The sequence below is a fragment of the Xanthobacter versatilis genome, from assembly GCF_043193975.1.
Classification (GTDB): Bacteria; Pseudomonadota; Alphaproteobacteria; order Rhizobiales; family Xanthobacteraceae; genus Xanthobacter; species Xanthobacter autotrophicus_E.
In genome coordinates, this window is record NZ_JBAFVB010000002.1 from 683,483 (window position 1) to 705,298 (window position 21,816).

The window sequence follows — 21,816 nt, forward strand, 5'->3', positions numbered from 1 at the left end:
TGAAGATGGTCGGCCGCATCAGCCCCTGCGGCCACGTAGCGCTCGGCCCACCTTCTGCGCCACCTCGCGCAGCTCGGTGATGCCGAGCGCCCACGCCGCCACCGCATAGACCCCGATGCCGGCAAGGCACAGCACCGCCCCGCGGACCAGAATGGCGATCACGCCGTTGCCCGGCAGGATTGCCACGAGGCCCATGCGCAGCGCCAGGCCAACCCCGATAGCAACCACCGCCGCGAGGCTGAGCCGCCAGACCCCGGAGAGCATGCCCGGCCCGGCCGAAAGCACCGCCCCCCGCGCCGCCGCCTCCTTCTCGAACCGCCGCCGCTGCAGCCAGCCCAAGAGGAAGACATAGGCGAGGATCGCGGTGGAGCTGGCCACCGCCAGACCTTCCGCGCCGAAGCGCTCGCGCAGCACCACATAGAAAGGGATCATGGCGAAGGTGACGGCCGTGCCCACCAAAGTCGGCAGCCATGTGGAGCCGAGCGCGTAGAAGCCCCGGCTGATCACGCTCTGCGCCGCCCAGCCGCCGATGCCGATGGTGAGCAGCGCCAGGATCCGCGAGGTCTCCAGCGCATCCGCCGCGGTGAAGCGGGAGCCGAACATGCCCCAGATGAGATAGACCGCCTCATAGCCCGCGACCGTGAGGCACACGCCGGCCGCGAGGATCGCCACCAGCATCAGCCGGATGGCACGGGACAGCACGCCATAGGCCTCCACCACCTCTCCCGCCGCGACGAGGCGGCTGATGGTGGGATAGGAGGCGACGCCGAGCGCCATGCCGAAGATGCCGATGGGCACCTTCATCAGCGTGCGGCCGTATTGCAGCTGTGCCAGCGCGCCGGCGGCGAGGAAGGAGGCCTGGTTCTTGATGATCCATTCGTCCACCACCACGATGGAGAAGCCGATCATGATGGGCAGCGACAGCAGCAGGTAGCGGTGCAGGTCCGCGCTGCGCAGCGACAGCGCTGCATGCCAGCGCATGTGCGTCCTGAGGCAACCGAACAGGGGCAAGGCAAAGGGGCCGAGGATGGAGCCCGCGAGCACGCCCCAGGCGAAGCCCTCCGCGCCCAACTCCGGATAATAGGCGCCGACGAGGCCGCCGAGGATGATGCAGGCCGAATAGATCAGCGGCGCCAGCGCCGGCAGGGCATGGCGGTCCTGCGCCATCAGCGCCGCCGAGAGCAGGCCGCCGAGAATATGGAAGAACTGCGCCGGCAGGATGATGCGCATGAGGCGCACCAGCTCGTCCACCTCCGCCGCGTCGGTGAAGCCCGGCGCCACGAGGGTGGCGAGCGGCCGGGCGAAGATCATCATCAGCGCGATGGCCAGCGAGCCCACCACGACGATGAAATTAGCGATGACGCTGAAGGCTTCCCAGCCGCGCCTCGTGTCCCCCGCCTCCAGATATTTGACGAAGATGGGGATGAATACGATGGACAGCGCGCCGGCGGCCAACAGGTAGTTCAGGAAATCCGGCAGGGTGAAGGAAGCGAAGTAGAGGTCCGCCTGCCGGCTCGCTCCCAGGGTGCGGCCGATGATCTGCTCGCGCACCAGCCCGAGGATGCGGCTGAGGAAGATCGAGATGCCCCAGATCGCCGAGGCGATACCGATGGTTCGGGCCTGGCTCGAACGCCTGCTCGGTTCCTGCCCAGGTTCCTTGTTCGACCCGTTGGGCGACATCCCGCTCCCGTTCAAGTCCTGCTCCTTCTGCGCCGCGACGGACGACCCCTGCCCTTCTCGGCATCCTTGAGCGGGTTCGCAAGCCCCACTGCTCGCGGATGATGCGGCTGACCGCCGCCCGCGGCGCACGATGGCACCGGCTCCGACCTCCGTCGCGGTTCACGCCGGCCGGCCGCATGCTATCCCATCCGGCGAGGGGCTGAGCCGGCCGGTCCGGCCCGCGCGGGCAGCAGGAGAGGAACATGCGCGCAATGCTGACAGCGAAATCCCTTGCCGTAGCGACCGCCGCCGCGCTCCTCGGATTGGCCCCGGCCCATGCCAACGACGACGTGCTGAAACGCATCGCAGATCCGGCGGGCCAGGTACTCCAGACAATCGACTACGCCAACACGCGCTATTCCCGCCTCGACCAGATCAACGCAGGCAACGTGGGCAAGCTGGCGGTGGCCTGGACCTTCTCCACCGGCGTGCTGCGCGGCCACGAAGGCAGCCCGCTGGTGGTGGACGGGGTGATGTATGTCCACACCCCCTTCCCCAACATCGTCTACGCGCTGGATCTCGATCACGACGGCCGCATCCTGTGGAAGTACGAGCCCAAGCAGGACCGCACCGTCACCGCCATCATGTGCTGCGACCTGATCAACCGCGGCCTCGCCTATGCCGAGGGCATGGTGTTCCTGCACCAGGCCGACACCACCATCGTCGCGCTCGACGCCAAAACCGGCGCGGTGCGGTGGAAGGTGGCCAACGGCGATCCGAAAAAGGGGGAATCCAGCACCGCCACCGTCATGCCGGTGAAGGACAAGCTGATCGTCGGCATCGCCGGCGCCGAGTTCGGCGCGCGCGGGCACATCAGCGCCTACAACCTGAAGGACGGCACCCTCGCCTGGCGGGCCTACAGCACCGGCCCCGACGCCGAGATGCTGCTGGATCCGCGCAAGACCACCGAGCTGGGCAAGCCGGTGGGCGCCGATTCCTCGCTGAAGAGCTGGCAGGGCGACCAATGGAAGATCGGCGGTGGCGCCCCGTGGGGCTGGTTCGCCTACGACCCGAAGCTCAACCTCGTCTATTACGGCAGCGCCAATCCCTCCACCTGGAACCCGTCTCAGCGCCCCGGCGACAACAAATGGTCCGACACCATCTTCGCCCGCGATGCCGACACCGGCGTCGCCCGCTGGGTCTACCAGATGACGCCCCACGACCAGTGGGACTTCGACGGCGTCAACGAGATGATCCTCACCGACCAGATGGTGGACGGCCAAGCGCGCGCGCTGCTCACCCATTTCGACCGCAACGGCTTCGCCTACACAATCGACCGCGCCACCGGCGCACTGCTTGGGGCGGAAAAGTTCGACCCGACCGTCAACTGGGCCGCCGGCATCGACATGGACCCGGCGAGCCCTACCTACGGCCGACCCCTCCTTGATCCGGCCCACGGCACCGAGGCGAAAGGCGAGGACGAAACCTACACCGGCATCTGCCCCGCCGCCCTCGGCGCCAAGAACCAGCAGCCGGCGGCCTATTCCCCGAAGACCGGCCTGTTCTACGTGCCCACCAACCATTTGTGCATGGACTACGAACCGTTCCACGTGGACTACACCCCCGGCCAGCCCTATGTGGGGGCGACGCTCACCATGTATCCAGCCCCCGGCGGCGACGGGCGGACGGGCAATTTCATCGCCTGGGACAATGTGAAGGGCCGCATCGCCTGGTCCGTGCCGGAGCTTTTCTCGGTCTGGTCGGGCGCCCTCGCCACCGCCGGCGGCGTGGTGTTCTACGGCACGCTGGAGGGCTACCTGAAGGCCGTGGACGCGGCGACCGGCAAGGAGCTCTACCGCTTCAAGACGCCGTCCGGCATCGTCGGCAACGTCATGACCTACACCCATCGCGGCCGGCAATATGTGGCGGTGCTGTCCGGGATCGGCGGCTGGGCCGGCATCGGCCTCGCCGCTGGCCTCGCCGACCCCGACGCCGGCTCCGGCGCCAAGGACGCCTACGCCGCCCTCGACCGCTACACGGCGCTCGGCGGCCAGCTCACCGTCTTCGCGCTGCCTGAGGGGTTTTAGGATCGCGGCAGGCGTCCTCCTGTTCGATGGGGCGGCCAAGGCGCAGGGCAAGACGCGTTCGGATTTCATCCTCTAAGCCGCTCGCCGCGCCGCCGAGCCTCGACGAGTGGCGGAAGCGCCGTTCGCTGACCAACCAGAGGCGGGGGCGTCGCGCACTATGTGCTGACCGCGGACAACCGTGTTCTGCCGCATGGCCGCCGCTTCCGGATGCTGGCCATCGTGGACGACTGCATTGCCGATCCTCAAAAGCGGACATGCTTTCATAGTGGCCCATTGGCCTGCTGCCGGTTTCGTGGACACCGAGATAAGGTGTTCAACGGGACTGGAGAGCGGAAATGCAGTGACCTGAGACCGTTTTTTCCTCCGGCTTAGGAGAGAGTCCGAGGGCTGATTTGGCCTCAGGCGGCCTGGATTTCCAGTGCGATTGTTGCGGCGAACTCGGCGGGGGATCGATTGCCGAGAGCTGAATGAGGGCGGTTCAGGTTGTAGTCCTCCTTCCATGAGGCGATTGCGGAACGGGCCTGGCCCAAGCTCGTGAATAGGGTCTCGTTCAGGCACTCGTCCCGGAAGCGGCCGTTGAAGCTCTCGACGAAGCCGCTCTGCATGGGCTTGCCGGGAGCGATGTAGTGCCATTCGACGCCGGTCTGCTGGCACCATTTGAGAATTGCCATCGAAGTCAGCTCCGTGCCGTTGTCGGAAACGATGGTTGCAGGCCTGCCTCGAATGGCGAGCAGCGCGTCGAGCTCGCGCGTCACCCGAAGGCCCGAGAGCGAGGTGTCGGCCACCAGCGCCAGACACTCCCGGCTGAAGTGGCTTCGCCGAACGTTGTTTCGTCGACGACGGCCAGCACCCGGAAGCGCCGACCGTCCGTGAAGGCATCCGACACGAAATCGAGGCTCCAGCGGACGTTGACCCGATCCGGCACCAGGATGGGGCGCCTCGTGCCGAGCGCTCGCTTGCGTCCCCCGCGCCGGCGAACCTGAAGCTTCTCTTCCCGATACAGCCGGCGCAGCTTCTTCTGGTTCATGACGATGCCCTGGCGCCTCAGCATGATGTGGATGCGCCGATAGCCGAAGCGGCGGCGTTCGCCGGCCACGGCCCGCATGGCCTCCCTCAGGGGTGCATCGTCGGGACGCACACTTCGGTAGCGCACGCTGGTGCGATCGACGCCCAGCGCCTGGCACGCCCGACGCTGGCTCACCCCGTGCGCCGCACAGGTATGAGCCACGGCTTTGCGCCTGGCATCCGGCGTCACCATTTTTTTTGAGCTGACATCCCTCAGGATCGCGTTGTCGAGCATTTGCTCGGCCAGCAGCTTCTTCAGCCGCGTATTCTCCTCCTCAAGCGCCTTCAGCCGGCGGGCATCGGACACATCCATGCCCCCGTACTTGGCCTTGAACTTGTAGAAGGTCGCCGAGGAGATGCCGTGCTTGCGGCAGACCTCAGCGGTCTTCGCGCCCGCCTCCTGCTCCTTCAGCATCCCAATGATCTGTTCCTCTGTGAACCGTGAGGCTCGCATCGTCCGTCTCCATGATCGACGGACTCTACCTAAATCTGGAGGAGGATCAGGGGCTCAGGTCAGAGCGCCACCGGTCTTTACAATGCACGCGGCGTTCACTGGCGCGGTGAAGGCGGCGGTCAGGAACGCGAGCTGGCGGATAAGTACCGCAAATGGGCCGAGGCAATCCAGTTCAGCCATCCGTTCGTGTCGTCGACATTGGTGATGGGGATGGTGAACACCTACCAACACGAAGCCGACCGGGAAGACAATGAAGCGGGTATCCGTCGACGCCTCCGTCCCTGACGTAATATGCCAGTTGACGTTGCCAGACATCGTCCTCAATTGGGCGGACCTGAGGGCCGCAAAGGGGCCACTTCCGATCTTACATTTCATAAGCGATTTGTCTGCTTCTGGCTAGATCTGCCCAATAGCGGACGGGCTGGCGCCGGCCCCAAACCAGCCATTCGTCGTCGCCGCAGCCAACTTCCGCTCCTAACGCGCCACATCATAAGACCCTCACTCCCCCATCGCACCAATGAGGTTTGCGTCAGCCGGCCGCAGCGGCTCGCACACCAGCAGGTCGAGCGAGCCGAAGAAGGACGGGCCCATAGGGTTGATGATCGAGAAGTCCCAATCGAGCAGGCCCCGCTCGGAAACGTGCTGCAGCGTCGCCGGATTGGCGGCCGCCGCCGTTGTGATCTCGATCACCACGCCGCCGAGCGCGCGGATGTCGCGGCCGACGGCGACGATTGCGGGATTGCGCCGCTGCTGGGCGCGGACATCGGCCTTGAGTTTCTTGGGGTTGAAGACCACAGGGGGGCCCGCGAAGGCCATGGGATGGCTCAGGATCATTTGGCGCGTACTCTCAGATAGAAGCTATCTAGGGCTGTAATGATCAGGCGGCGAACCGCGCGCTTCCGATTCTGCCTGAGCTGCAAGCCGTGATCGACGGGACCCCGACCGGGAACATGACGTTCCTTATCACCGAGTTCGGCAGCCCCTTTACGCCCGACGGCTTCGGCAACTGGTTCCGAGACCGCTGCGACAAGGCCGGGCTCCCCCACTGCTCCGCGCATGGGTTGCGCAAGGCCGGCGCCACCATCGCTGCCGAGAACGGCGCGACCGAGCACCAGCTGATGGCTCTGTATGGCTGGGAGAGCCCGAAGCAGGCCGCCGTCTACACCCGCAAGGCGAACCGGAAACGCCTATCGGGTGACGCGATGCACCTGGTGGTGCCGTCCAAAAAGTGAACATCGCTTTCCCACTTTTTCTTCCCCACCGTATCCGGTGGGAAAGAAATCGCAGAAAACACAGCGATTTCAACATTTTAGGAAACGAGTGGTGCCCAGGGACGAGCCCCAAGTGGCACCACATTCCAAGGGGGTTACGGGCGAGTGGGACGAAAAAACGTCCTCTGACCCGCAAAGCTTTTCCGATGGGACTGTCCCACCGGAAGAGTGAGGGAAATGGCCGACCTTGCCGATCTGACCCGACCGAAAAGAGAGTCCGCCAAACGCCTCTGTAGCGGCCCGGTAGCACCGAGCCTCGCTGCCGAGGCTCGCGCCATCGCGTCCGCCGTGCGCCGCATCGGCCGCGGGCGCGGGGCATCGCCTGAGTCCATGCTCATTCAAAAGCACGATGCCGCCGACCGCTTGCTCGCGCTGGCCAGTCGGCTGGAGGTCGCACGATGACGGAGGTCACCGAAGGCCACCGCCGCATCGCTCAACTGCTCAACGAAGCGACCGCTCCGGCCACCAAGCGCCGGCGGGCGCGCTTCGATGCGGCCCGCCCTTGGCTGTTGGACTGCACGCTGGACGAGAAGGGCCGTCCGCTTTCGAACCTTGCAAACACGCTCCACGGCCTCCGCTGCGACGACGCGCTGGCCAAACTCGTGAGCTACGATGAAATGGCGTCGGCTGTGATGCTCAACGCGCCTATCCCCCTCGCGGCCGACCCCCACGCCCTGCCGGACGACAATTTCCGGCCGCGCGAGCTCACCGACGCCGACCTGATCGGGCTTCAGGAATACCTGCAGCTCGTGGGACTGCCCCGGCTCGCGAAGGACACGCTCCACGACGCCGTGAACGCCAGGGCGCGCGAGGAGTCCTTCCATCCTGTGCGAGCCTACCTCCACGACCTGCACTGGGACGGCCATCCGCGCCTCAGCGACTGGCTCCATGCCTATCTCGGTTGCGAGCAAACCCGCTACGCCGCCGTCATTGGTCCCATGTTCATGACTTCGATGATCGCACGCGTCATGGAGCCGGGGTGCAAGGCCGACCATATGCTTGTCCTGGAAGGGCCGCAGGGCGCCATGAAGTCCACCGCCTGCCGCGTACTCGGTGGCGAGTGGTTCTCCGACAACATGCCGGATGTGTCAGGCGGCAAGGACGCCAGCCTACACCTGCGGGGAAAGTGGCTCATCGAAGTCGCGGAGATGTCCGCCATCAGCCGGCCGAAGATGCAGCGCTCAAAGCGTTCCTAACCCGGCCCGTGGAGCGCTTCCGCCCTCCCTACGGACGTGTGGAAATCACACTGCCGCGCCAATGCGTCTTCATCGGCACCACGAACAAGGCGACGTACCTGCGGGATGAGACGGGCGGCCGGCGCTACTGGCCCGTCAAGGTCGGGAAGATCGATCCCGACACGCTCGCCCGCGACCGCGACCAGCTCCTCGCCGAGGCGCTCCACCTCTACCGGGAAGGGCGACCGTGGTGGCCGAAGGCCGAATTCGAGCGCGAGTGCATCCAGCCCGAGCAGGACGAACGCTATGAGGCGGACGCCTGGGAAGGCCCCATCGGTAGCTGGTTGGTCGGCAAGCAGCGCGCGACGGTCTCGGAGGTCGCCACCTATGCCCTCTTCATCGAAACGGGGCGCATCGGCACCTCCGATCAGCGCCGCATCACGGCATGCCTCGGACGGCTGGGGTGGTCACCGGGGAAGCGAGGGACGGGTGGCGTGCGGTGGTACGTGCCAACGGCTGTCAGCGAGTGACGGAGTGACGGACTTTGACGCACTTTCCATATGAGCCCCATGCGTGCGCGCGCACATCCCTATTTATCCGTATCTGCGTCACTGTCTGTCACTGTGTCACTAACCTTTTAGGTTCAACGGGTTGGAGAGTGACGCACCGAGTGACGGACTTCAGGTGCGTCACTCGGCTTCCTCCGGCACCCAGCGGGACGGGCGGATGTGGCGACCGGGCCACATGCCCAGCCTCAATGCCCTTGGGTCCTTCCCCAGCAGGGGCGCACGGGGCCGCGGCCTCCCGAGATTTGGCGCGCTGAGGTCAATTTCATAGCTAAAGACTAATCACGACAATGGGTTAGATATGCAGCAGATGCATGGATCCGAGACCATCGAGGCGCCGACCAAGGTCCGGAAGGTGGCCTTCGCGCGGCTCGTGAACGTCTCGCCGGGCCGCGTCTCGCAGATGATCGCCGCCGGCCTGCCGGTGGAGGCGGACGGGCGGATCGACGTGGCGCGGGGCAAGCTCTGGATCCAGGGGAACGTCAGCCCGACCCGCTCGGCGGCGCAGGCGGCCCAAGGCGCCCTGCCCTTCGCTGCCGTGCCCGATGCCGCTGCCGAACGGCTCCGGCTGGTGAAGGAGCAGGCGGACCATGCCGCCCTGAAGAACGCCGCCCTCCGGCGCGAGATGGTGCCCGCCGCCGAGGTGGAGCGGGAGTGGGCTGGCGTGCTGCGCCAGGTTCGCGCCGGCATCCTCGCGGTGCCGTCGCGGCTGCGGCAGCTCCTGCCCGGCCTCACGCCCGCCGAGGTGGAGGCCATCGACGCCGAGCTGCGGCGCGTGCTGGAGGAGATGGCCGATGGCAAGTGAACTTCTCGCCGCCGTCCGCGCCGGCGCCCTGCGCTCGCTGGCGCCACCGCCGCGCCTCTCGCTGTCGGACTGGATCGAGCGGGAGATCCGCTTGCCGGCGGACGTGTCCGCCCTGCCCGGCGCCATCCGCCTCTACCCGTTCCAGCGCGGCATCGCCGACGCCATGTCCGATCCCGGCACCGAGCGCGTCACGGTCGTGAAGTCGGCCCGCGTTGGCTACACGACGCTGCTCGTCGGCCTGCTCGGTTCCCACGTCGTGAACGAACCCGCGCCGGTGCTCTTCGTGCTCCCCACGGAGGACGACTGCCGCACCTTCGTCGTCGGCAATGTCGAGCCCACCTTCGAGGCTTCCCCCAGCCTCGCGGGTGCCCTCGCCGGCGACCATGGCGCGGCGGATCGGAACACCCTGCTCTCGCGCCGCTTCCCCGGCGGCTCGCTGAAGGTGGTGGCCGCCAAGGCGCCGCGGAACCTGCGCGCGCACAACACGCGCATCCTCATCGTCGACGAGGCGGACGGCATGGAGATGACTGCCGAGGGCTCGCCCATCGCCCTCGCCGAGAAACGCACCCTGTCCTTCCCCGACCGCAAGATCATCGTCGGGAGCACGCCCATTTTCGAGGACTCGAGCCACGTCCTCGGCGCCTATGCCCGCTCCGACAGGCGCGTGTTCGAGGTACCCTGCCCCCATTGCGGCGAGTTTCATGAGGTGCGGTGGGCGGACATCCATTGGCCGGAGGGGAAGCCGGAGGCAGCGCACTGGTGCTGCCCTGGCTGCGGCTGCGCGGTGGAGGAGCGACAGAAGCCCGGCATAGTCGCCGCCGGCCGCTGGCGGGCCACGGCGCCGGAGGTGAAGGGCCACGCCGGCTTCCGCATCAACGCCCTCGTCTCGCCGCTGGCGAATGCCGCATGGGGCAAGCTGGCGGCGGAGTTTCTCGCGGCAAAGGACGACCCCGGCCTGCTCCAGACCTTCGTGAACACGGTGCTCGGCGAGGGCTGGCGCGAGGCGGGGGAGGAGATTGACGAGAACGCCCTCGCCGCCCGGGCGGAGCCCTTCTCGCTGGAGGCCCTGCCGCTGGAGGTGCTCGCCATCACCGCCGGGGTGGACGTGCAGCGCGACCGACTGGAGGTCACCTTCGTGGGCTGGGCGCGGGACGGCGCGGCCTGTGTGCTCGGCCACCGCGTGGTGTGGGGCCTGCCGGAGGAAAGCGAGACCTGGGCGGAGCTGGACGGGCTGCTGAAGGAACGCTTTCCGCATCCCCTCGGCGGGCGCCTGGGCGTGGATGCGGCGGCAGTCGATTCGTCGGACGGCGCCACCATGGCCCATGTCTACTCCTTCGCCTTCCCGCGAGCGGCGCGGAAGGTGCTCGCCATCAAGGGCGCGCCGGGGCAGCGGCCGTGGATCGAGAAATCAAAGGGGCGGCAGAAGGGCGGGTGGCTGTGGATCGTGGGCGTGGATGGCATCAAGAGCCACCTGGTGGCGCGCATCGCCCGCGGGCGGGCGCTGCGCTTCTCGCAGACGCTTCCGGCTGTCTGGTACGAACAGCTCGCCAGCGAGCGGGTGGTCGTGCGCTACACTCGTGGCCAGCCGCAGCGGCGGTTCGAGCGCATCCCCGGCCGGCGGGCCGAGGCACTCGATTGCGTGGTCTATGCCTTCGCCGCCCACCAGGTGCTGAATGTGAATTTCGACCTGCGGACGAGTGAAATGCGGCAGGTGACAGAGCAGATGAAACCGAAGCGGAAGGGCATCATTAAATCAAGATGGATAGAAAATATATAAAATATACCTCGTAAAGGCACAATACATGCGCCATCAGCATTGAATACCATCGGTCATAATCTCTTCAATAATCCGCACAGAATAGGAATGCAACTTCATTGGCATGCCACCTGTAAAATATTTTTTTACAAAAAAAGATAATGCATAACTTATTGATAAAATTCTACGTGAAAATAATTCTTCCTCGCTATCACACTCCCCATACGAAAGGTTTGATCTATATAAAAGCATGAACTCATCGTTGAGTATCCCATTTTTTATTATATTTAAATCATAAAGAAAATGAATTACGATTGCCTTAACTTCATCAAACTCGGAGTTTATGTCATTTTTTACATTATCATAGTAAACAATTTTATTAAGTATCTTCATATCATCAATATTCGACATACACAAAGCCAGCATCATCGAATAATACTTCAACCTGGAATTCCATATAATATGTAACGCATTTTCTTGTGAAAATAGATCGCCATTATCTAGTTTTATATTTATGTACTTTCTTTTATCTAAAGATAGATTCCATAGTGAAAATTTGTCAGCGGGTATGAATGCGTACGTACGCTCGGATCTGAAATCGTAGATACAGACGATGATTGGCTGAAGATGGCGACACCACCTTAATAGATGGTCCTTTTTTATTCTAATATTGATGAAACCATCTGAATTTATATTTAATGTTCGCCCCTTTACCTGAACTAGCATTGCAAAACTATCTAGCTTTCCTGCGAGATGTGTCTGAATAAGAAGATCTTCTCCGTAATCATTCCGAATCTCTTCTGTTAAAGCATTTGCATCGTGGAGAATTTTGCACACCTCCCGAACAGCTCGTTGAGATAGGATGTGAGATGAATGTACTGTCGGCATGTCGTTATACCATATGCAGGCTGGTTTATTTACTTCTGCGGCCACCTCAGCTTCGCCTTGTTAGCCTCACCCCAGGCCCACCGCCGTTCTCGGCGATGAATTCGGCGCCAGCCTCTTCGAGCGCGCGCTGGACCGCCTCAACGGTACGCGGCTTGAGCTCCTCACCCGCCTCCAAGCGCGAGATGGTATTCGTGGAGACCTGAGCACGCTGGGCCAAGTCCCGCACGCTCAAGCCTAGCCCGGCTCTCGCCATCTTGCATTGCTCTGGCGTCACCGCTTCACCCTCTCGATTTCGCATTGACGTTGCGATTTTTGCCCCCTAAATATCGCAACACAGTTTCGATTTCGCATATACCACAGGAGCACGCGCATGAACATGCATGTCCGCGAACGGGAGAGGTGCGCCCGCGAGTTCACAATGGTGGAGACGAGCACCTTCCGCGACCGCCTCGAAGACGCCATCGAGACCCTCATCGCCCTGCTCGACGCCATCGACGGCGATGCAGACCTCGAACCGACCTTTGGCGATATCCCTGCAGGCGGAATGGACGAGGGCGAGGAAGACGACCCCGAGGAAGACGACGACACGAGCGAGCCCTCGCTGGGCTCCGTCGAGCTCTACCCCTCGCTTGCCCCTTGCTACCGGGGCCTCTGGAATCAACAGCGCTGGGGCCACAGCAGCCGATCCGACCGTGAATTGGACGCTGGCGACCAGCCTGAGCTGGACGAGGGCGAATCCGGCATCGCGGACCTCGACGCTTTGCTGCTGATCGAAGCCGCGATGCCTGCCCCGCCCTCCCTCTACTGATCTCGCTGCCCGGAGCATCGCCATGTCTGAAATTCTCACCCGCCGCCGCGGATTCCTGCGCGGCCTCCTATCGCTGCCGCTCATTGGCGGGGGCGTGACCCTCATCGGCACGCCCATCGCTGCGGCCGTCCCGGTCACCTCCGACTTGCTGGAGCACTATCAGGCTTTCCTGCTCGCCGAGGCGATCAGCGAACGCGACCTTCTCCGCCATCCGGAGCACCCTTACCTGCTCGAGCAGCGGCGGCAGTGGTGCCGAGAAATGCGCTGGTATCACGGGGCCGCCGCGCGCCCGGAAATCATGACGCACGTTCGCGCCGCGTCCGCGGGATCTCGTGCGGCGGTGGTGCTGGCGGCTGCGGGGCTTGCATGGCAGGTGTCGCTTGACACCGCCTCCTGGTTGCCCCAAGGTGTCAGCTGACACCATCAACATTCTCACATGAGCCAACCATGATCCTCCTCTCCCGCGCCCAGTATCTGCACCTCTCCGGAACGGAGTTGCAGGCGTACAAGAGCCTTCGCCGCCGCGATCAGGTCCCCTATTTCGCCCGCGGCGTCGTCCCGCTCACCAAGGTCTCCGAAGAGGAAGAAGCCGCGAAGGGTTATCTGCCCATCGAAGCGGTGATGCTCGCCCTCTCCAACGACCTGTGCGCGTTCGGAGGGCTCGACCGTTCCCTCTCCGCCCGCATCGTGCAGGGCTACCCCAATCTCCTCATCCCGGCGATTCGCCGCGCCGAGGCGGGCGAAGATGTCTGGTTCGCGCACATCGTGTGGCGCGAGGAGAAATGCCAGGCGGAAGGGCTCGACACCTGCGATGTCGGCACCGTGCCGGAAATTCTCAAGTTCATCGACGATCTGAAGTTCGACGATGACGGCTATCGCCCGCGCGCTGATGTCTATCGCATCACGCTCACCAGCGTCCTGCGCGCGGTCAATCAGGTGCGTTCCCGCGCTGAGGCTTCCGGCCTTCATCTCGGCCCCATCCTCTGGGAAGTGGCTAAGGACTGAACCCCATGGCCTGGCCCTTCATCTCCTTCCTTTCCGGCCGCATTGGCTCTGCGGCCGGCATCGGTGGGCGGCGCGAGGTGACGAGCGCGCCGCCCGCCACCCGTTCCTATGAAGGTGCCGGCGGGGGCCGTCGCTGGCGCGGCTTCGGGCCGACTCTGCCGCCGCTCGCGGCGCAGATTGCCGCCCGCGGCACCCTCGCCCAGCGCGCGCGCCACCTGGTCGCCAACAATCCCCTCGCCGCCAGCGCCGCCGACGCCTGGGGTTCCAACCTTGTGGGCACCGGCATCAAGCCGCAGTCCGCCCACCCCGACGCCAGCGTGCGGGCATGGCTGAACGCTGCGTGGGAGCGTTGGACCGACGTGGCCGACGCCGACGGCCTCGGCGACTTCTATGCCCTCCAAGCCCTCGCCGCCCACCGCATGGTGATAGATGGCGAATCCTTCGCCGCCATCGCCCATGCCGAAGATGGCGCGCCGCGCATCCGCGTCCTCGATGCCGAGCAGGTGGACGGCACCCTGCATCGCGACCTGGGCAACGGCGCCCGCATTGTCGCCGGCATCGAGACCGGTGCGACCGGCCGCCGCGTCGCCTTCCACGTCTTCCGCGACCGGCCCGGCCTGCCGCTGGCCACCTCGCTCGACACCCTGCGCATCCCGGCGGCAGACATGTGCCACATCTTCGCCCCCACCATGCCGGGGCAGCTCCGCGGCGTGTCGTGGTTCGCGCCGGTGCTACTGAAACTGGCCGACCTGGACTCGGCCATGGATGCGCAGCTCATGCGCCAGAAGGTGGCTGCCTTGCTCACGGGGTTCGTCACCGATCCCGACGGCCAGGCCGGCGGCTTCGAAGGTGAGCGCGACGGCGCCGGAAACCTCGAAGGCGGGCTTGAGCCGGGGACGCTGAAGGTGCTGGCGCCGGGCCAGGACATCCGTTTTTCTGATCCCGCCAAGGTGGGGGCAGAGGTGATCGACTTCCTCAAGATCAACGCCCGCGAGATCGCCTCCGGCCTTGGCCTCCCCTACGAGACGCTCACCGGCGACCTCTCCGGCACCAACTATTCCAGCATCCGCGCCGGCCTGGTGGCGTTCCGCCGCCGCGTCGAGGCGCTCCAGCACAATGTGCTGGTGTTCCAGATCTGCCGCCCCGTCTGGCGCCGGTTCGTCGCCGCCGAAATCCTCTCCGGCCGGCTCGCCGCCCCCGGCTTCGAGCGCGACCCCGAGCCCTTCCTCACTGCCCGCTGGATCACGCCGCGCCAGGACTGGGTGGACCCCGCCAAGGACGCCGCGGCCGAAGTCCTCGCCATTCAGAACGGCCTCATGTCCCGCCGCCAGGCCGTGGCCGGCCGCGGCTATGACCTCGAGCAGCTCGACGCGGAGATCGCCGCCGACAACGAGAACGCCGCCGCCCTGGGGCTCACCTTCGGCGGCACGGCGGCGCCGGCTTCGTCAGAGGAGGCGGCATGAAGAAGGACATCCTCGCCGCAGAATGGAGCGCCTTCTTCCGCGTGGCCCGGCCGCGCGCCATCCGCTGCTCGTGCGACGAGCTGCGCCGCCTCGCCATCGCCGCCCGCATGTGGGCCGACTGGTGTGACCGCCTCGCCGCCCACGGGGAGCCCTCCGCCGAATGAATGCCCCCGCCGAAATCATCACCCGCCGCGCGCCGCTGGCTGCCACCAGCTGGAACGCTGAGGCGCGCACCCTTGAGGTGACTTTCTCCACCGGCGCCGACGTGGAGCGTTTCGATGCCCGCGGCGCCTTCGGGGAGCGCCTCGCCTTGGATCAGGATTGGACCGCCTTCGCCGGCGCGCCGGTCCTGAACAGCCACCGCCGGGGCGACCTGACTGATGTGCTGGGCTCCGTCCAGAAAGCCTGGACGGTCGGCGGGAACCGAGAGGCCCGCGCCATCATCAAGTTGTCCCGGCGGGCGGATGTGGAGCCCATCATCCAGGACATTCTCGACGGCCACCTGCGCGGGGTATCCGTCGGCTACACTGTTCACGAATGGAAGGAGACCACCGAAGGCGGCCGGCGCGTGAAAACCGCGACCCGCTGGAGCCCCGTGGAACTTTCCATCGTCCCGATTCCCGCCGACCGCCAGGCCACCATCAGAGGTGACCATATGACGGCCTCCCCCGTGCCCGCCGCTCCGGCGAGCACCACCCCGCCCGCCGCGGCGGCCCCCACCCCCACGGCGCCCGCGGATCGGGCCGCCGTCAATGCGGAGATCCGTTCCATCGCCATCGTCGCCGGGCTCGATCAGGCCTGGACCGACGGCCAGATCGACGCCAACGCCACCACCGAGGCGGCACGCGCGGCCGCGTTCGAAGCCATGCGCACCCGCTCCGCTCCGGCCGGGCAGATCCGCAACGCCGTCGTGATCGGCACAGACCATACCGACCCCGCCGCCCGCGCGGCACACCTCGGTGAAGCGCTCTATCTGCGCCTGAATCCCGCGGCTGTGCCGAGCGAGCCGGCCCGCGCTTATCTGGGCCTCACCATCCCGGAAATGGCCCGCGACTGCCTGCGCACCCGCGGCATCGCCACCACCGGCCTGTCGGCCGGCGCGGTGATCGAGCGGGCGCTGCACTCCACGTCCGACTTTGCGCTGGCGCTCGGCGACACGGCCGGCCGCACGCTGCGCGAGACTTACAAGGCAGCGCCCTCCGGCATCCGCCAGGTCGGACGCCAGACCACCGCCCGTGACTTCCGCGCCAAGCATCGCCTGCAGCTTTCGGCGGCGCCGAATCTGGAGAAGGTCAACGAGGCTGGTGAGTTCAAGAGCGGCACCCTCGCCGAAACGAAGGAGTCGTACAAGATCGACACCTTCGGCCGGATCATCGGGCTCACCCGGCAGTCTTTGGTGAACGACGACCTCGGTGCCTTCTCCGACCTGTCCCGCCGCATGGGCCAGGCCGCCGCCGCGTTCGAGGCGCAGTTTCTCGCGGACGTGCTGGTCAGCAATGCCGGCGCCGGTCCGATCATGGCGGATGGCCTGGCGCTGTTCGCCGCCGCCCACGGCAACGTGGCGGCGCCCGTGGACTGGCTCGACGATTTGCTTGAGTCCGAGCTCAGTGGACTCGGCGAGGCCCGCTTCTTCATGCGGCGCCAGACCGGCATCGCAGGCGAGCTGATTTCGGTGACTCCCAAGTTCCTGCTGGTTCCGCCGGAACTTGAGACGAAGGCCGAGCAACTGCTTGCCGTCATCTCGGCCTCCTCAGTAGGCGCCGTGAACCCCTTCGGAGGCCGCCTCACCCCCATCGTCGAGCCGCGCCTCACCGCGGCGAAACGCTGGTATTTGGTCGCCGACCCCGCTGAAATCGATGGGCTTGAATACGCCTATCTCGAAGGCGAGCCCGGCCCGCAGATCGAGACCAAGACCGGCTTCGAAGTGGATGGCGTGCAGGTGAAAGTGCGCCTCGACTTTGGTGCCGGCTTTGTCGACTGGCGCGGCTGGGTCGTCAACCACGGCGTGGCCTGATCATGGCAAGCCTCTCCGACCTCCTCACCCGCCTTGAAGCCCTCCGCGCGACGCGCGCGGGGGGTGCCCTCAAGATCCGTGAGGGCGAACGCGAAGTGACCTACCGCAGCGACGCCGAGCTCGCCGGTGCCATCGCCGATATCGAACGCCAGATCGCAGCCCTCACCACGGGCCGCATCACAGCCGTCCGCCTGTTCTCGTCGAAAGGAGTCTGACTCGTGCGCAACTACGTGCAACCTGGTGACACCGTCACCTTCACCGCGCCGGCCGGGGGCCTCGCCTCCGGCGCCGGCGCCCTCATCGGCTCCCTGTTCGGCGTGGCCGCCGCCAGCGCCGCCGCCGGCGCCGATGTCGAACTGGTGACCCGCGGCGTTTTCGACTTGCCCAAAGCCGCCGGCATCGACTTCGCCGCCGGCGAGCGGGCGTATTGGTCCACCGCCGCCAAGGCCGTGACCGACGTGGCCGCCGGCAACACCCTCATCGGCGTCGCGACCCGCGCCACCGCCATCCCCGCCACCACTGTCCGCGTCCGCCTCAACGGCGTGGCGATCTGAGGGGGAGAGACCCATGCCCAAGCGACCCGCGCTCGTCTGTCAGGCCGATGTCACTCGCCTGCTCAAGGCCGCGCGGGCCGCGGGCTACCCGAATCCTCGCGTCGAAATCGAGCCGGGCGGCACGCTGGTGCTGGTCGCTGAGAACCCCGCGCCGCCGCCGGCGCCGGTCGTTCCCGACGACGAGGCGCCGAACCCCTGGGATGAAGCGGTCTGACATGCCGAGGCCCAACCCGCCCCATCTCTCCCGCGACAAGGATAGGCACGGCAACGTGCGCTGGTACGTGCGCCTGCCTGGAAAGCCGAAGGCGCGCATCCGGGCGGAGTACGGGACACCCGAGTTCTGGGCTGCCTATCGCGATGCCCTGGCGGGTATCCAGCCGGCGAAGACCGGCGCGCGGGAAGAAAAGATGCCAGCTTCGGCCGGCTCCCTGCGCTCCCTCTGCGAACGCTACTTCAAAAGCGCGGAGTTCCGTGGCCTCGACGAGACGACGCGCCGCGTCCGTCGCTCCATTCTTGACCGGCTTTGCCAGGAGGCCACGTCCTCCAGCAAGCTTTACGGGGATCTGCCCTTCCGCTCCATGCTGCCGCGCCATGTCCGCGGCATCCGCGACAAGAAGATGGACACGCCCGGCGCGGCCAATTCGATGGTGAAGGCACTGCGGCAGCTCTTTGCCTTCGCCGTCGACTGCGACCTCGCCGACACGAACCCGGCGAAGGAGGTGCCATATCTGCCTGCGGTGCGTCCGGATGGCATCCCCGCGTGGACGGCGGCGGACGTTGCGAAATTCGAGGCGGCCCACCCCGCCGGCTCCGTGGCGCGGCTTGCGCTGATGCTTTTCGTGGAATTTGGGCAGCGCATCTCCGACATTCACCGCCTTGGGCCGGAGATGGTGCAGGCGGGAAACATCACGTTCACGCAATGGAAGAATCGCCGGCGCAAACCGGTGACCCTGACGCTGCCGATCAGCCCCGAGCTTCAGGCGGTGCTGAAGACCCTGCCGCCTGAGCAAAAGACGTTCCTCGTGAACGACTGGGGCCGGCCCTTCGCTTCCACCGCGGCGTTCGGCAACAAATTCCGGGACTGGTGCAGCACCGCCGGCCTCGTCGGCCGCTCCGCCCACGGGCTCCGGAAATACTTCTCGGCGCACCTCGCTGAAAGCGGCGCCAGCGACCGGGAAATCATGGCCTTCACCGGCCATCGCACATCGAAGGAGGTGGACCGCTACACCCGTTCGGCGAGCCAGAAGCGACTGGCAAAGTCCGCCAAGCTCAAGCTAACGGCGAACGAGAATGTCCCACCGGTTTCGCCGGCCAACGAAAGTGGGACAAAAAGCCCAACTAAGTCTTTGTCGGAAAAGGCTTCCAAGGAAGTGATGGTGCCCAGGGACGGAGTCGAACCGCCGACACTGCGATTTTCAGTCGCATGCTCTACCAACTGAGCTACCTGGGCGTCCAATCGGCGGCAGCGCCGTTTGGAGCCGCGAGTGTATAGTCAGGAAGTCGGGACCTGTCCAGAGCCGCAGCGCCCGGCGTGTGCATCGCGTGGCCGACTGTGGAAAACCCGCCGGCAAAGTTTGGCAAAGCGGTCGGCCAGCCCAGCTCCAGCCTCGCTTTCCGCGTCCCATCGTCGAAGCCGGCCCAACGCCAGCAAGCGCGTGGGAGTGGCCGGCAGGGGCCACGCACCCGTTACGCGCGCAAACGGATTCGCAGTGCCTTCTCTTCAGGAAGCTGGCACAATGGAACTTTCAACTGGTGATGTCGCCTCGGGGTTCTGCCCGGAGGCTGGGCGGACGAGCGTACGGGGGAAAGCGTGGCCGAGAGGAAGCTGAAGGGGTCCGTGGAGGTCCAGCTACCGCGCATTCAAGAACCCGAAGATTATGTCACCGGGTCCGGCGCGCCCGCCGCCGAGGCGGTGACCCTGGAACAGGCGCTGGGGGTGCAGGTGCGCTCGATCCGGCGGGAACTGGATCTCACCGTGTCCGATCTCGCCGGCGCGGCGAGCATTTCCGTGGGCATGCTCTCCAAGATCGAGAATGGCCAGATTTCGCCCTCCCTGGCGACGCTGCAGGCCATCTCCAAGGCGCTCAACGTGCCCATCACCACCCTGTTCTCGGCCTTCGAGGAGCGGCGCGACTGCTCGTTCGTGCGCGCCCACCAGGGCGTCATCATCGAGCGGCGCGGCACCAAGGTGGGCCACCAGTACGAATTGCTGGGCCACGGGCTCGGCGGCGACATCGTGGTGGAGCCCTATCTGATCACCCTGTCGGAGGAGGCGGCGCCCCACACCGGCTTCCGCCACGCCGGGGTGGAGTTCATCTACATGCTCTCGGGCGAGGTGCTGTACCGCCATGCGGACCGCACCTACCACCTGCGGGCCGGCGACTCGCTGATGTTCGATTCCGGCGCCGCCCATGGCCCGGAAGACCTGATCCAGCGGCCCATGACCTATCTTTCCGTTATCGTCTACGGCCGCGACCGGCACTGAGGCACCTGCCAGAAAGCCGACCCGCCCCACCCGGTTGCGCAAAAGTTTCCTCAAGCGAAAATTTTATTCGTTGTCGTTGACGCCCTAGTCCGTAGGGCGTACTTCTTCCTCTCAAGGTCGCTCACGCGGCCCGGAATGGAGACAGTGACAGCGCCATGTGCGGCATCGTCGGACTTTTCTTGAAGGACCCCAAGCTCGAAGGCGAGCTCGGGGCCATGCTCGCCTCCATGCTCTGCGTCATGACGGATCGCGGCCCCGACAGTGCGGGCTTCGCCGTCTATGGCAGCGGCGCCAAGGAGAAGGTGAAGCTCTCGCTGCGCGCCGCGGCGTCCTATGACTTCGAGGCGCTCGCGTCAGGCCTGTCGCTCCCGGCCGCCGGCCTGCCGGGGCTTGCGGTGCGCGGCACCCATGCCATCGTCGAGATCCCCGCGGCGCGGGAAGCGGCGGTGCGCGCCTTCCTCAAGGAGCGCCATCCGGAGGTGGCCATCGTCGGCACCGGCGAGCGCATGGAAATCTTCAAGGAGGTGGGCCTGCCCGCGTCGGTGGCGCAGACCTTCGGCCTGTCCGGCATGCGTGGCACCCACGGCATCGGCCACACCCGCATGGCCACCGAAAGCGCGGTGACCACCGCCGGCGCCCACCCCTTCTCCACTGGCGCCGACCAGTGCCTGGTACACAATGGCTCGCTCTCCAACCACAATGCGCTGCGCCGCGCCCTGAAGCGCGAGGGCATCGCCATCGAGACCGACAACGACAGCGAGGTGGCCGCCGGCTATCTCACCTGGCGCATGCGGCAGGGCGCGTCCCTGGGCCAGGCGCTGGAAGCCGGCCTCAATGACCTCGACGGTTTCTTCACCTTCGTGGTGGGCACCGAGAACGGTTTCGGCGTGCTGCGCGACCCCATCGCCTGCAAGCCCGCCGTGATGGCCGAGACCGACCAGTATGTGGCCTTCGGCTCGGAATATCGCGCCCTGGTGGACCTGCCGGGCATCGCCAAGGCCCGAGTCTTCGAGCCGGAACCCGCAACCGTCTATTTCTGGGAACGCGCCCAGTGAACGCCATCTCCCCCGACATCACCTTCGACCTCGCCGGCACCTCCCTGCGCGAGCTGAACGCGGCGCTGCATGCCGCCACCGGCGAGAGCAACGCCCGCCGCTGGCGGGTGCTGAACCCCAATGGCCGCCACGCGGTAGCGGTGGGCATCAATGCCCCCCTGACCGTCGAGATCGAGGGCCACGTGGGCTATTACTGCGCCGGCATGAATGCTGAGGCGTCGGTGATCATCCACGGCAATGCCGGCGTGGGCCTTGCCGAGAACATGATGAGCGGCTTCGTCCATGTGCGCGGCGATGCCAGCCAGGCGGCCGGCGCCACCGGCCATGGCGGCCTGCTGGTGATCGATGGCAATGCCTCCGCCCGCTGCGGCATCTCCATGAAGGGCATCGACATCGTGGTGAAGGGCTCGGTGGGCCACATGAGTGCCTTCATGGGCCAGTCCGGCAGCCTCATCGTGCTGGGCGATGCCGGCGAGGCGCTGGGCGACAGCCTCTATGAGGCCAAGCTCTTCGTGCGCGGCTCAGTCAAGTCGCTCGGCGCCGATTGCATCGAGAAGGAGCTGCGCGACGAGCACAAGGCGCTCCTGGCGGAAAAGCTGAAGGCCGCGGGCCTGGAAGGCACCGTCGATGTCGCCGAGTTCAAGCGCTACGGCTCGGCCCGGCAACTCTACAATTTCCACGTCGACAACGCGTCCGCGTACTGAGG

At 66.0% G+C, this 21,816-nt stretch carries 22 protein-coding genes, 1 tRNA gene and 3 pseudogenes; 19 read left to right on the forward strand and 7 right to left on the reverse strand.

What is annotated here, in order from left to right; genetic code table 11:
• Positions 1–18 precede the first annotated feature (18 nt).
• Positions 19–1,695: a murein biosynthesis integral membrane protein MurJ gene (gene murJ, locus V5F66_RS06740; RefSeq protein ID WP_394093506.1), complete on the reverse strand. Its 1,677-nt coding sequence runs from the start codon at positions 1,693–1,695 to the stop codon at positions 19–21.
• Positions 1,696–1,922: 227 nt separating this feature from the next.
• Between murJ and V5F66_RS06745 the strand changes: the two genes are divergently transcribed.
• Complete coding sequence (locus V5F66_RS06745; RefSeq protein WP_394093507.1) at positions 1,923–3,746, forward strand: methanol/ethanol family PQQ-dependent dehydrogenase; 1,824 nt, start codon at positions 1,923–1,925, stop codon at positions 3,744–3,746.
• A 398-nt stretch (positions 3,747–4,144) separates the two neighbouring features.
• Here V5F66_RS06745 and V5F66_RS06750 read toward each other — a convergent pair.
• The 3 genes and pseudogenes from V5F66_RS06750 to V5F66_RS06760 all read right to left on the reverse strand — a co-directional run bounded on the left by V5F66_RS06750 (position 4,145) and on the right by V5F66_RS06760 (position 6,099).
• Positions 4,145–5,265 (reverse strand): annotated as a pseudogene (locus tag V5F66_RS06750) (IS3 family transposase).
• A gap of 54 nt (positions 5,266–5,319) precedes the next feature.
• On the reverse strand, positions 5,320–5,445 hold the full coding sequence (locus V5F66_RS06755; RefSeq protein ID WP_394053760.1) for a hypothetical protein: 126 nt from the start codon (positions 5,443–5,445) through the stop codon (positions 5,320–5,322).
• 318 nt (positions 5,446–5,763) lie between these two features.
• The gene (locus tag V5F66_RS06760) at positions 5,764–6,099 is read right to left on the reverse strand and encodes a hypothetical protein (protein WP_394053761.1); all 336 of its coding nucleotides are present in this window, start codon (positions 6,097–6,099) and stop codon (positions 5,764–5,766) included.
• 116 nt (positions 6,100–6,215) lie between these two features.
• Between V5F66_RS06760 and V5F66_RS06765 the strand changes: the two genes are divergently transcribed.
• From V5F66_RS06765 to V5F66_RS06785, 5 genes and pseudogenes are all read left to right on the forward strand, one after another.
• The gene (locus V5F66_RS06765; protein WP_394053762.1) at positions 6,216–6,497 is read left to right on the forward strand and encodes a tyrosine-type recombinase/integrase; all 282 of its coding nucleotides are present in this window, start codon (positions 6,216–6,218) and stop codon (positions 6,495–6,497) included.
• A 216-nt stretch (positions 6,498–6,713) separates the two neighbouring features.
• Complete coding sequence (locus V5F66_RS06770) at positions 6,714–6,938, forward strand: hypothetical protein (protein ID WP_394093508.1); 225 nt, start codon at positions 6,714–6,716, stop codon at positions 6,936–6,938.
• A 230-nt stretch (positions 6,939–7,168) separates the two neighbouring features.
• Positions 7,169–8,241, forward strand: a pseudogene (locus V5F66_RS06775) (virulence-associated E family protein).
• A 346-nt stretch (positions 8,242–8,587) separates the two neighbouring features.
• Positions 8,588–9,082 carry a DNA packaging protein gene (locus V5F66_RS06780; RefSeq protein ID WP_394093509.1) on the forward strand — a complete coding sequence of 165 codons (495 nt, stop codon included), beginning with the start codon at positions 8,588–8,590 and terminating at the stop codon, positions 9,080–9,082.
• Positions 9,072–10,859, forward strand: coding sequence for a phage terminase large subunit family protein (locus V5F66_RS06785; RefSeq protein ID WP_394093510.1), 1,788 nt, complete (start codon positions 9,072–9,074; stop codon positions 10,857–10,859). The genes V5F66_RS06780 and V5F66_RS06785 overlap by 11 nt, the downstream gene beginning before the upstream one ends.
• Positions 10,860–10,892: 33 nt before the next feature.
• On the opposite strand, the gene V5F66_RS06790 is transcribed toward V5F66_RS06785, so the two are convergent.
• The gene (locus tag V5F66_RS06790) at positions 10,893–11,771 is read right to left on the reverse strand and encodes a DUF4365 domain-containing protein (protein WP_394093511.1); all 879 of its coding nucleotides are present in this window, start codon (positions 11,769–11,771) and stop codon (positions 10,893–10,895) included.
• 1 nt (position 11,772) lies between these two features.
• Positions 11,773–12,024 carry a helix-turn-helix domain-containing protein gene (locus tag V5F66_RS06795; protein WP_394093512.1) on the reverse strand — a complete coding sequence of 84 codons (252 nt, stop codon included), beginning with the start codon at positions 12,022–12,024 and terminating at the stop codon, positions 11,773–11,775.
• Positions 12,025–12,096: 72 nt separating this feature from the next.
• Between V5F66_RS06795 and V5F66_RS06800 the strand changes: the two genes are divergently transcribed.
• The 10 genes and pseudogenes from V5F66_RS06800 to V5F66_RS06845 all read left to right on the forward strand — a co-directional run.
• The gene (locus tag V5F66_RS06800) at positions 12,097–12,534 is read left to right on the forward strand and encodes a hypothetical protein (protein ID WP_394093513.1); all 438 of its coding nucleotides are present in this window, start codon (positions 12,097–12,099) and stop codon (positions 12,532–12,534) included.
• A gap of 22 nt (positions 12,535–12,556) precedes the next feature.
• Positions 12,557–12,952 carry a hypothetical protein gene (locus tag V5F66_RS06805; protein ID WP_394093514.1) on the forward strand — a complete coding sequence of 132 codons (396 nt, stop codon included), beginning with the start codon at positions 12,557–12,559 and terminating at the stop codon, positions 12,950–12,952.
• A 29-nt stretch (positions 12,953–12,981) separates the two neighbouring features.
• Positions 12,982–13,539: a hypothetical protein gene (locus V5F66_RS06810; RefSeq protein WP_394093515.1), complete on the forward strand. Its 558-nt coding sequence runs from the start codon at positions 12,982–12,984 to the stop codon at positions 13,537–13,539.
• 5 nt (positions 13,540–13,544) lie between these two features.
• Positions 13,545–15,002 (forward strand): phage portal protein, encoded by a 1,458-nt coding sequence (locus V5F66_RS06815; RefSeq protein ID WP_394093516.1) that lies wholly within the window; start codon positions 13,545–13,547, stop codon positions 15,000–15,002.
• Positions 14,999–15,166 carry a hypothetical protein gene (locus V5F66_RS06820; protein ID WP_394093517.1) on the forward strand — a complete coding sequence of 56 codons (168 nt, stop codon included), beginning with the start codon at positions 14,999–15,001 and terminating at the stop codon, positions 15,164–15,166. The genes V5F66_RS06815 and V5F66_RS06820 overlap by 4 nt, the downstream gene beginning before the upstream one ends.
• Positions 15,163–17,016: a prohead protease/major capsid protein fusion protein gene (locus V5F66_RS06825; protein ID WP_394093518.1), complete on the forward strand. Its 1,854-nt coding sequence runs from the start codon at positions 15,163–15,165 to the stop codon at positions 17,014–17,016. The genes V5F66_RS06820 and V5F66_RS06825 overlap by 4 nt, the downstream gene beginning before the upstream one ends.
• A 2-nt stretch (positions 17,017–17,018) precedes the next feature.
• Entirely contained in the window at positions 17,019–17,231 is a 213-nt protein-coding gene (locus tag V5F66_RS06830) for a phage head-tail joining protein (RefSeq protein WP_394093519.1), read from the forward strand.
• A 3-nt stretch (positions 17,232–17,234) separates the two neighbouring features.
• Positions 17,235–17,570: a DUF2190 family protein gene (locus V5F66_RS06835; RefSeq protein WP_394093520.1), complete on the forward strand. Its 336-nt coding sequence runs from the start codon at positions 17,235–17,237 to the stop codon at positions 17,568–17,570.
• A 13-nt stretch (positions 17,571–17,583) separates the two neighbouring features.
• A complete protein-coding gene (locus tag V5F66_RS06840) occupies positions 17,584–17,784 on the forward strand; it encodes a hypothetical protein (RefSeq protein WP_394093521.1) in 201 nt (66 codons plus the stop codon).
• 430 nt (positions 17,785–18,214) lie between these two features.
• Positions 18,215–18,802, forward strand: a pseudogene (locus V5F66_RS06845) (tyrosine-type recombinase/integrase); the annotation flags it as partial.
• Positions 18,803–18,944: 142 nt separating this feature from the next.
• Here V5F66_RS06845 and V5F66_RS06850 read toward each other — a convergent pair.
• Positions 18,945–19,020: transfer RNA gene (locus tag V5F66_RS06850), tRNA-Phe, on the reverse strand.
• 360 nt (positions 19,021–19,380) lie between these two features.
• Here V5F66_RS06850 and V5F66_RS06855 point away from each other — a divergent pair.
• From V5F66_RS06855 to V5F66_RS06865, 3 genes are all read left to right on the forward strand, one after another.
• A complete protein-coding gene (locus V5F66_RS06855; protein ID WP_394093522.1) occupies positions 19,381–20,055 on the forward strand; it encodes a helix-turn-helix domain-containing protein in 675 nt (224 codons plus the stop codon).
• Positions 20,056–20,210: 155 nt separating this feature from the next.
• On the forward strand, positions 20,211–21,110 hold the full coding sequence (locus tag V5F66_RS06860; RefSeq protein WP_012116665.1) for a class II glutamine amidotransferase: 900 nt from the start codon (positions 20,211–20,213) through the stop codon (positions 21,108–21,110).
• On the forward strand, positions 21,107–21,814 hold the full coding sequence (locus V5F66_RS06865; protein ID WP_012116666.1) for a protein glxC: 708 nt from the start codon (positions 21,107–21,109) through the stop codon (positions 21,812–21,814). The genes V5F66_RS06860 and V5F66_RS06865 overlap by 4 nt, the downstream gene beginning before the upstream one ends.
• The last annotated feature ends 2 nt before the right edge of the window (positions 21,815–21,816 follow it).

Coding starts and splice junctions, on each gene's coding strand:
- V5F66_RS06820 (WP_394093517.1), top strand. CDS start 14,999: ATGAAGAAGGACATCCTCGCCGCAGAATGGAGCGCCTTCTTCCGCGTG.
- V5F66_RS06745 (WP_394093507.1), top strand. CDS start 1,923: ATGCGCGCAATGCTGACAGCGAAATCCCTTGCCGTAGCGACCGCCGCC.
- V5F66_RS06805 (WP_394093514.1), top strand. CDS start 12,557: ATGTCTGAAATTCTCACCCGCCGCCGCGGATTCCTGCGCGGCCTCCTA.
- V5F66_RS06785 (WP_394093510.1), top strand. CDS start 9,072: ATGGCAAGTGAACTTCTCGCCGCCGTCCGCGCCGGCGCCCTGCGCTCG.
- V5F66_RS06800 (WP_394093513.1), top strand. CDS start 12,097: ATGAACATGCATGTCCGCGAACGGGAGAGGTGCGCCCGCGAGTTCACA.
- V5F66_RS06815 (WP_394093516.1), top strand. CDS start 13,545: ATGGCCTGGCCCTTCATCTCCTTCCTTTCCGGCCGCATTGGCTCTGCG.
- V5F66_RS06780 (WP_394093509.1), top strand. CDS start 8,588: ATGCATGGATCCGAGACCATCGAGGCGCCGACCAAGGTCCGGAAGGTG.
- V5F66_RS06840 (WP_394093521.1), top strand. CDS start 17,584: ATGCCCAAGCGACCCGCGCTCGTCTGTCAGGCCGATGTCACTCGCCTG.
- V5F66_RS06760 (WP_394053761.1), bottom strand. CDS start 6,099: ATGATCCTGAGCCATCCCATGGCCTTCGCGGGCCCCCCTGTGGTCTTC.
- V5F66_RS06860 (WP_012116665.1), top strand. CDS start 20,211: ATGTGCGGCATCGTCGGACTTTTCTTGAAGGACCCCAAGCTCGAAGGC.
- V5F66_RS06755 (WP_394053760.1), bottom strand. CDS start 5,445: ATGGCTGAACTGGATTGCCTCGGCCCATTTGCGGTACTTATCCGCCAG.
- V5F66_RS06795 (WP_394093512.1), bottom strand. CDS start 12,024: ATGCGAAATCGAGAGGGTGAAGCGGTGACGCCAGAGCAATGCAAGATG.
- V5F66_RS06770 (WP_394093508.1), top strand. CDS start 6,714: ATGGCCGACCTTGCCGATCTGACCCGACCGAAAAGAGAGTCCGCCAAA.
- V5F66_RS06830 (WP_394093519.1), top strand. CDS start 17,019: ATGGCAAGCCTCTCCGACCTCCTCACCCGCCTTGAAGCCCTCCGCGCG.
- V5F66_RS06765 (WP_394053762.1), top strand. CDS start 6,216: ATGACGTTCCTTATCACCGAGTTCGGCAGCCCCTTTACGCCCGACGGC.
- V5F66_RS06810 (WP_394093515.1), top strand. CDS start 12,982: ATGATCCTCCTCTCCCGCGCCCAGTATCTGCACCTCTCCGGAACGGAG.
- V5F66_RS06825 (WP_394093518.1), top strand. CDS start 15,163: ATGAATGCCCCCGCCGAAATCATCACCCGCCGCGCGCCGCTGGCTGCC.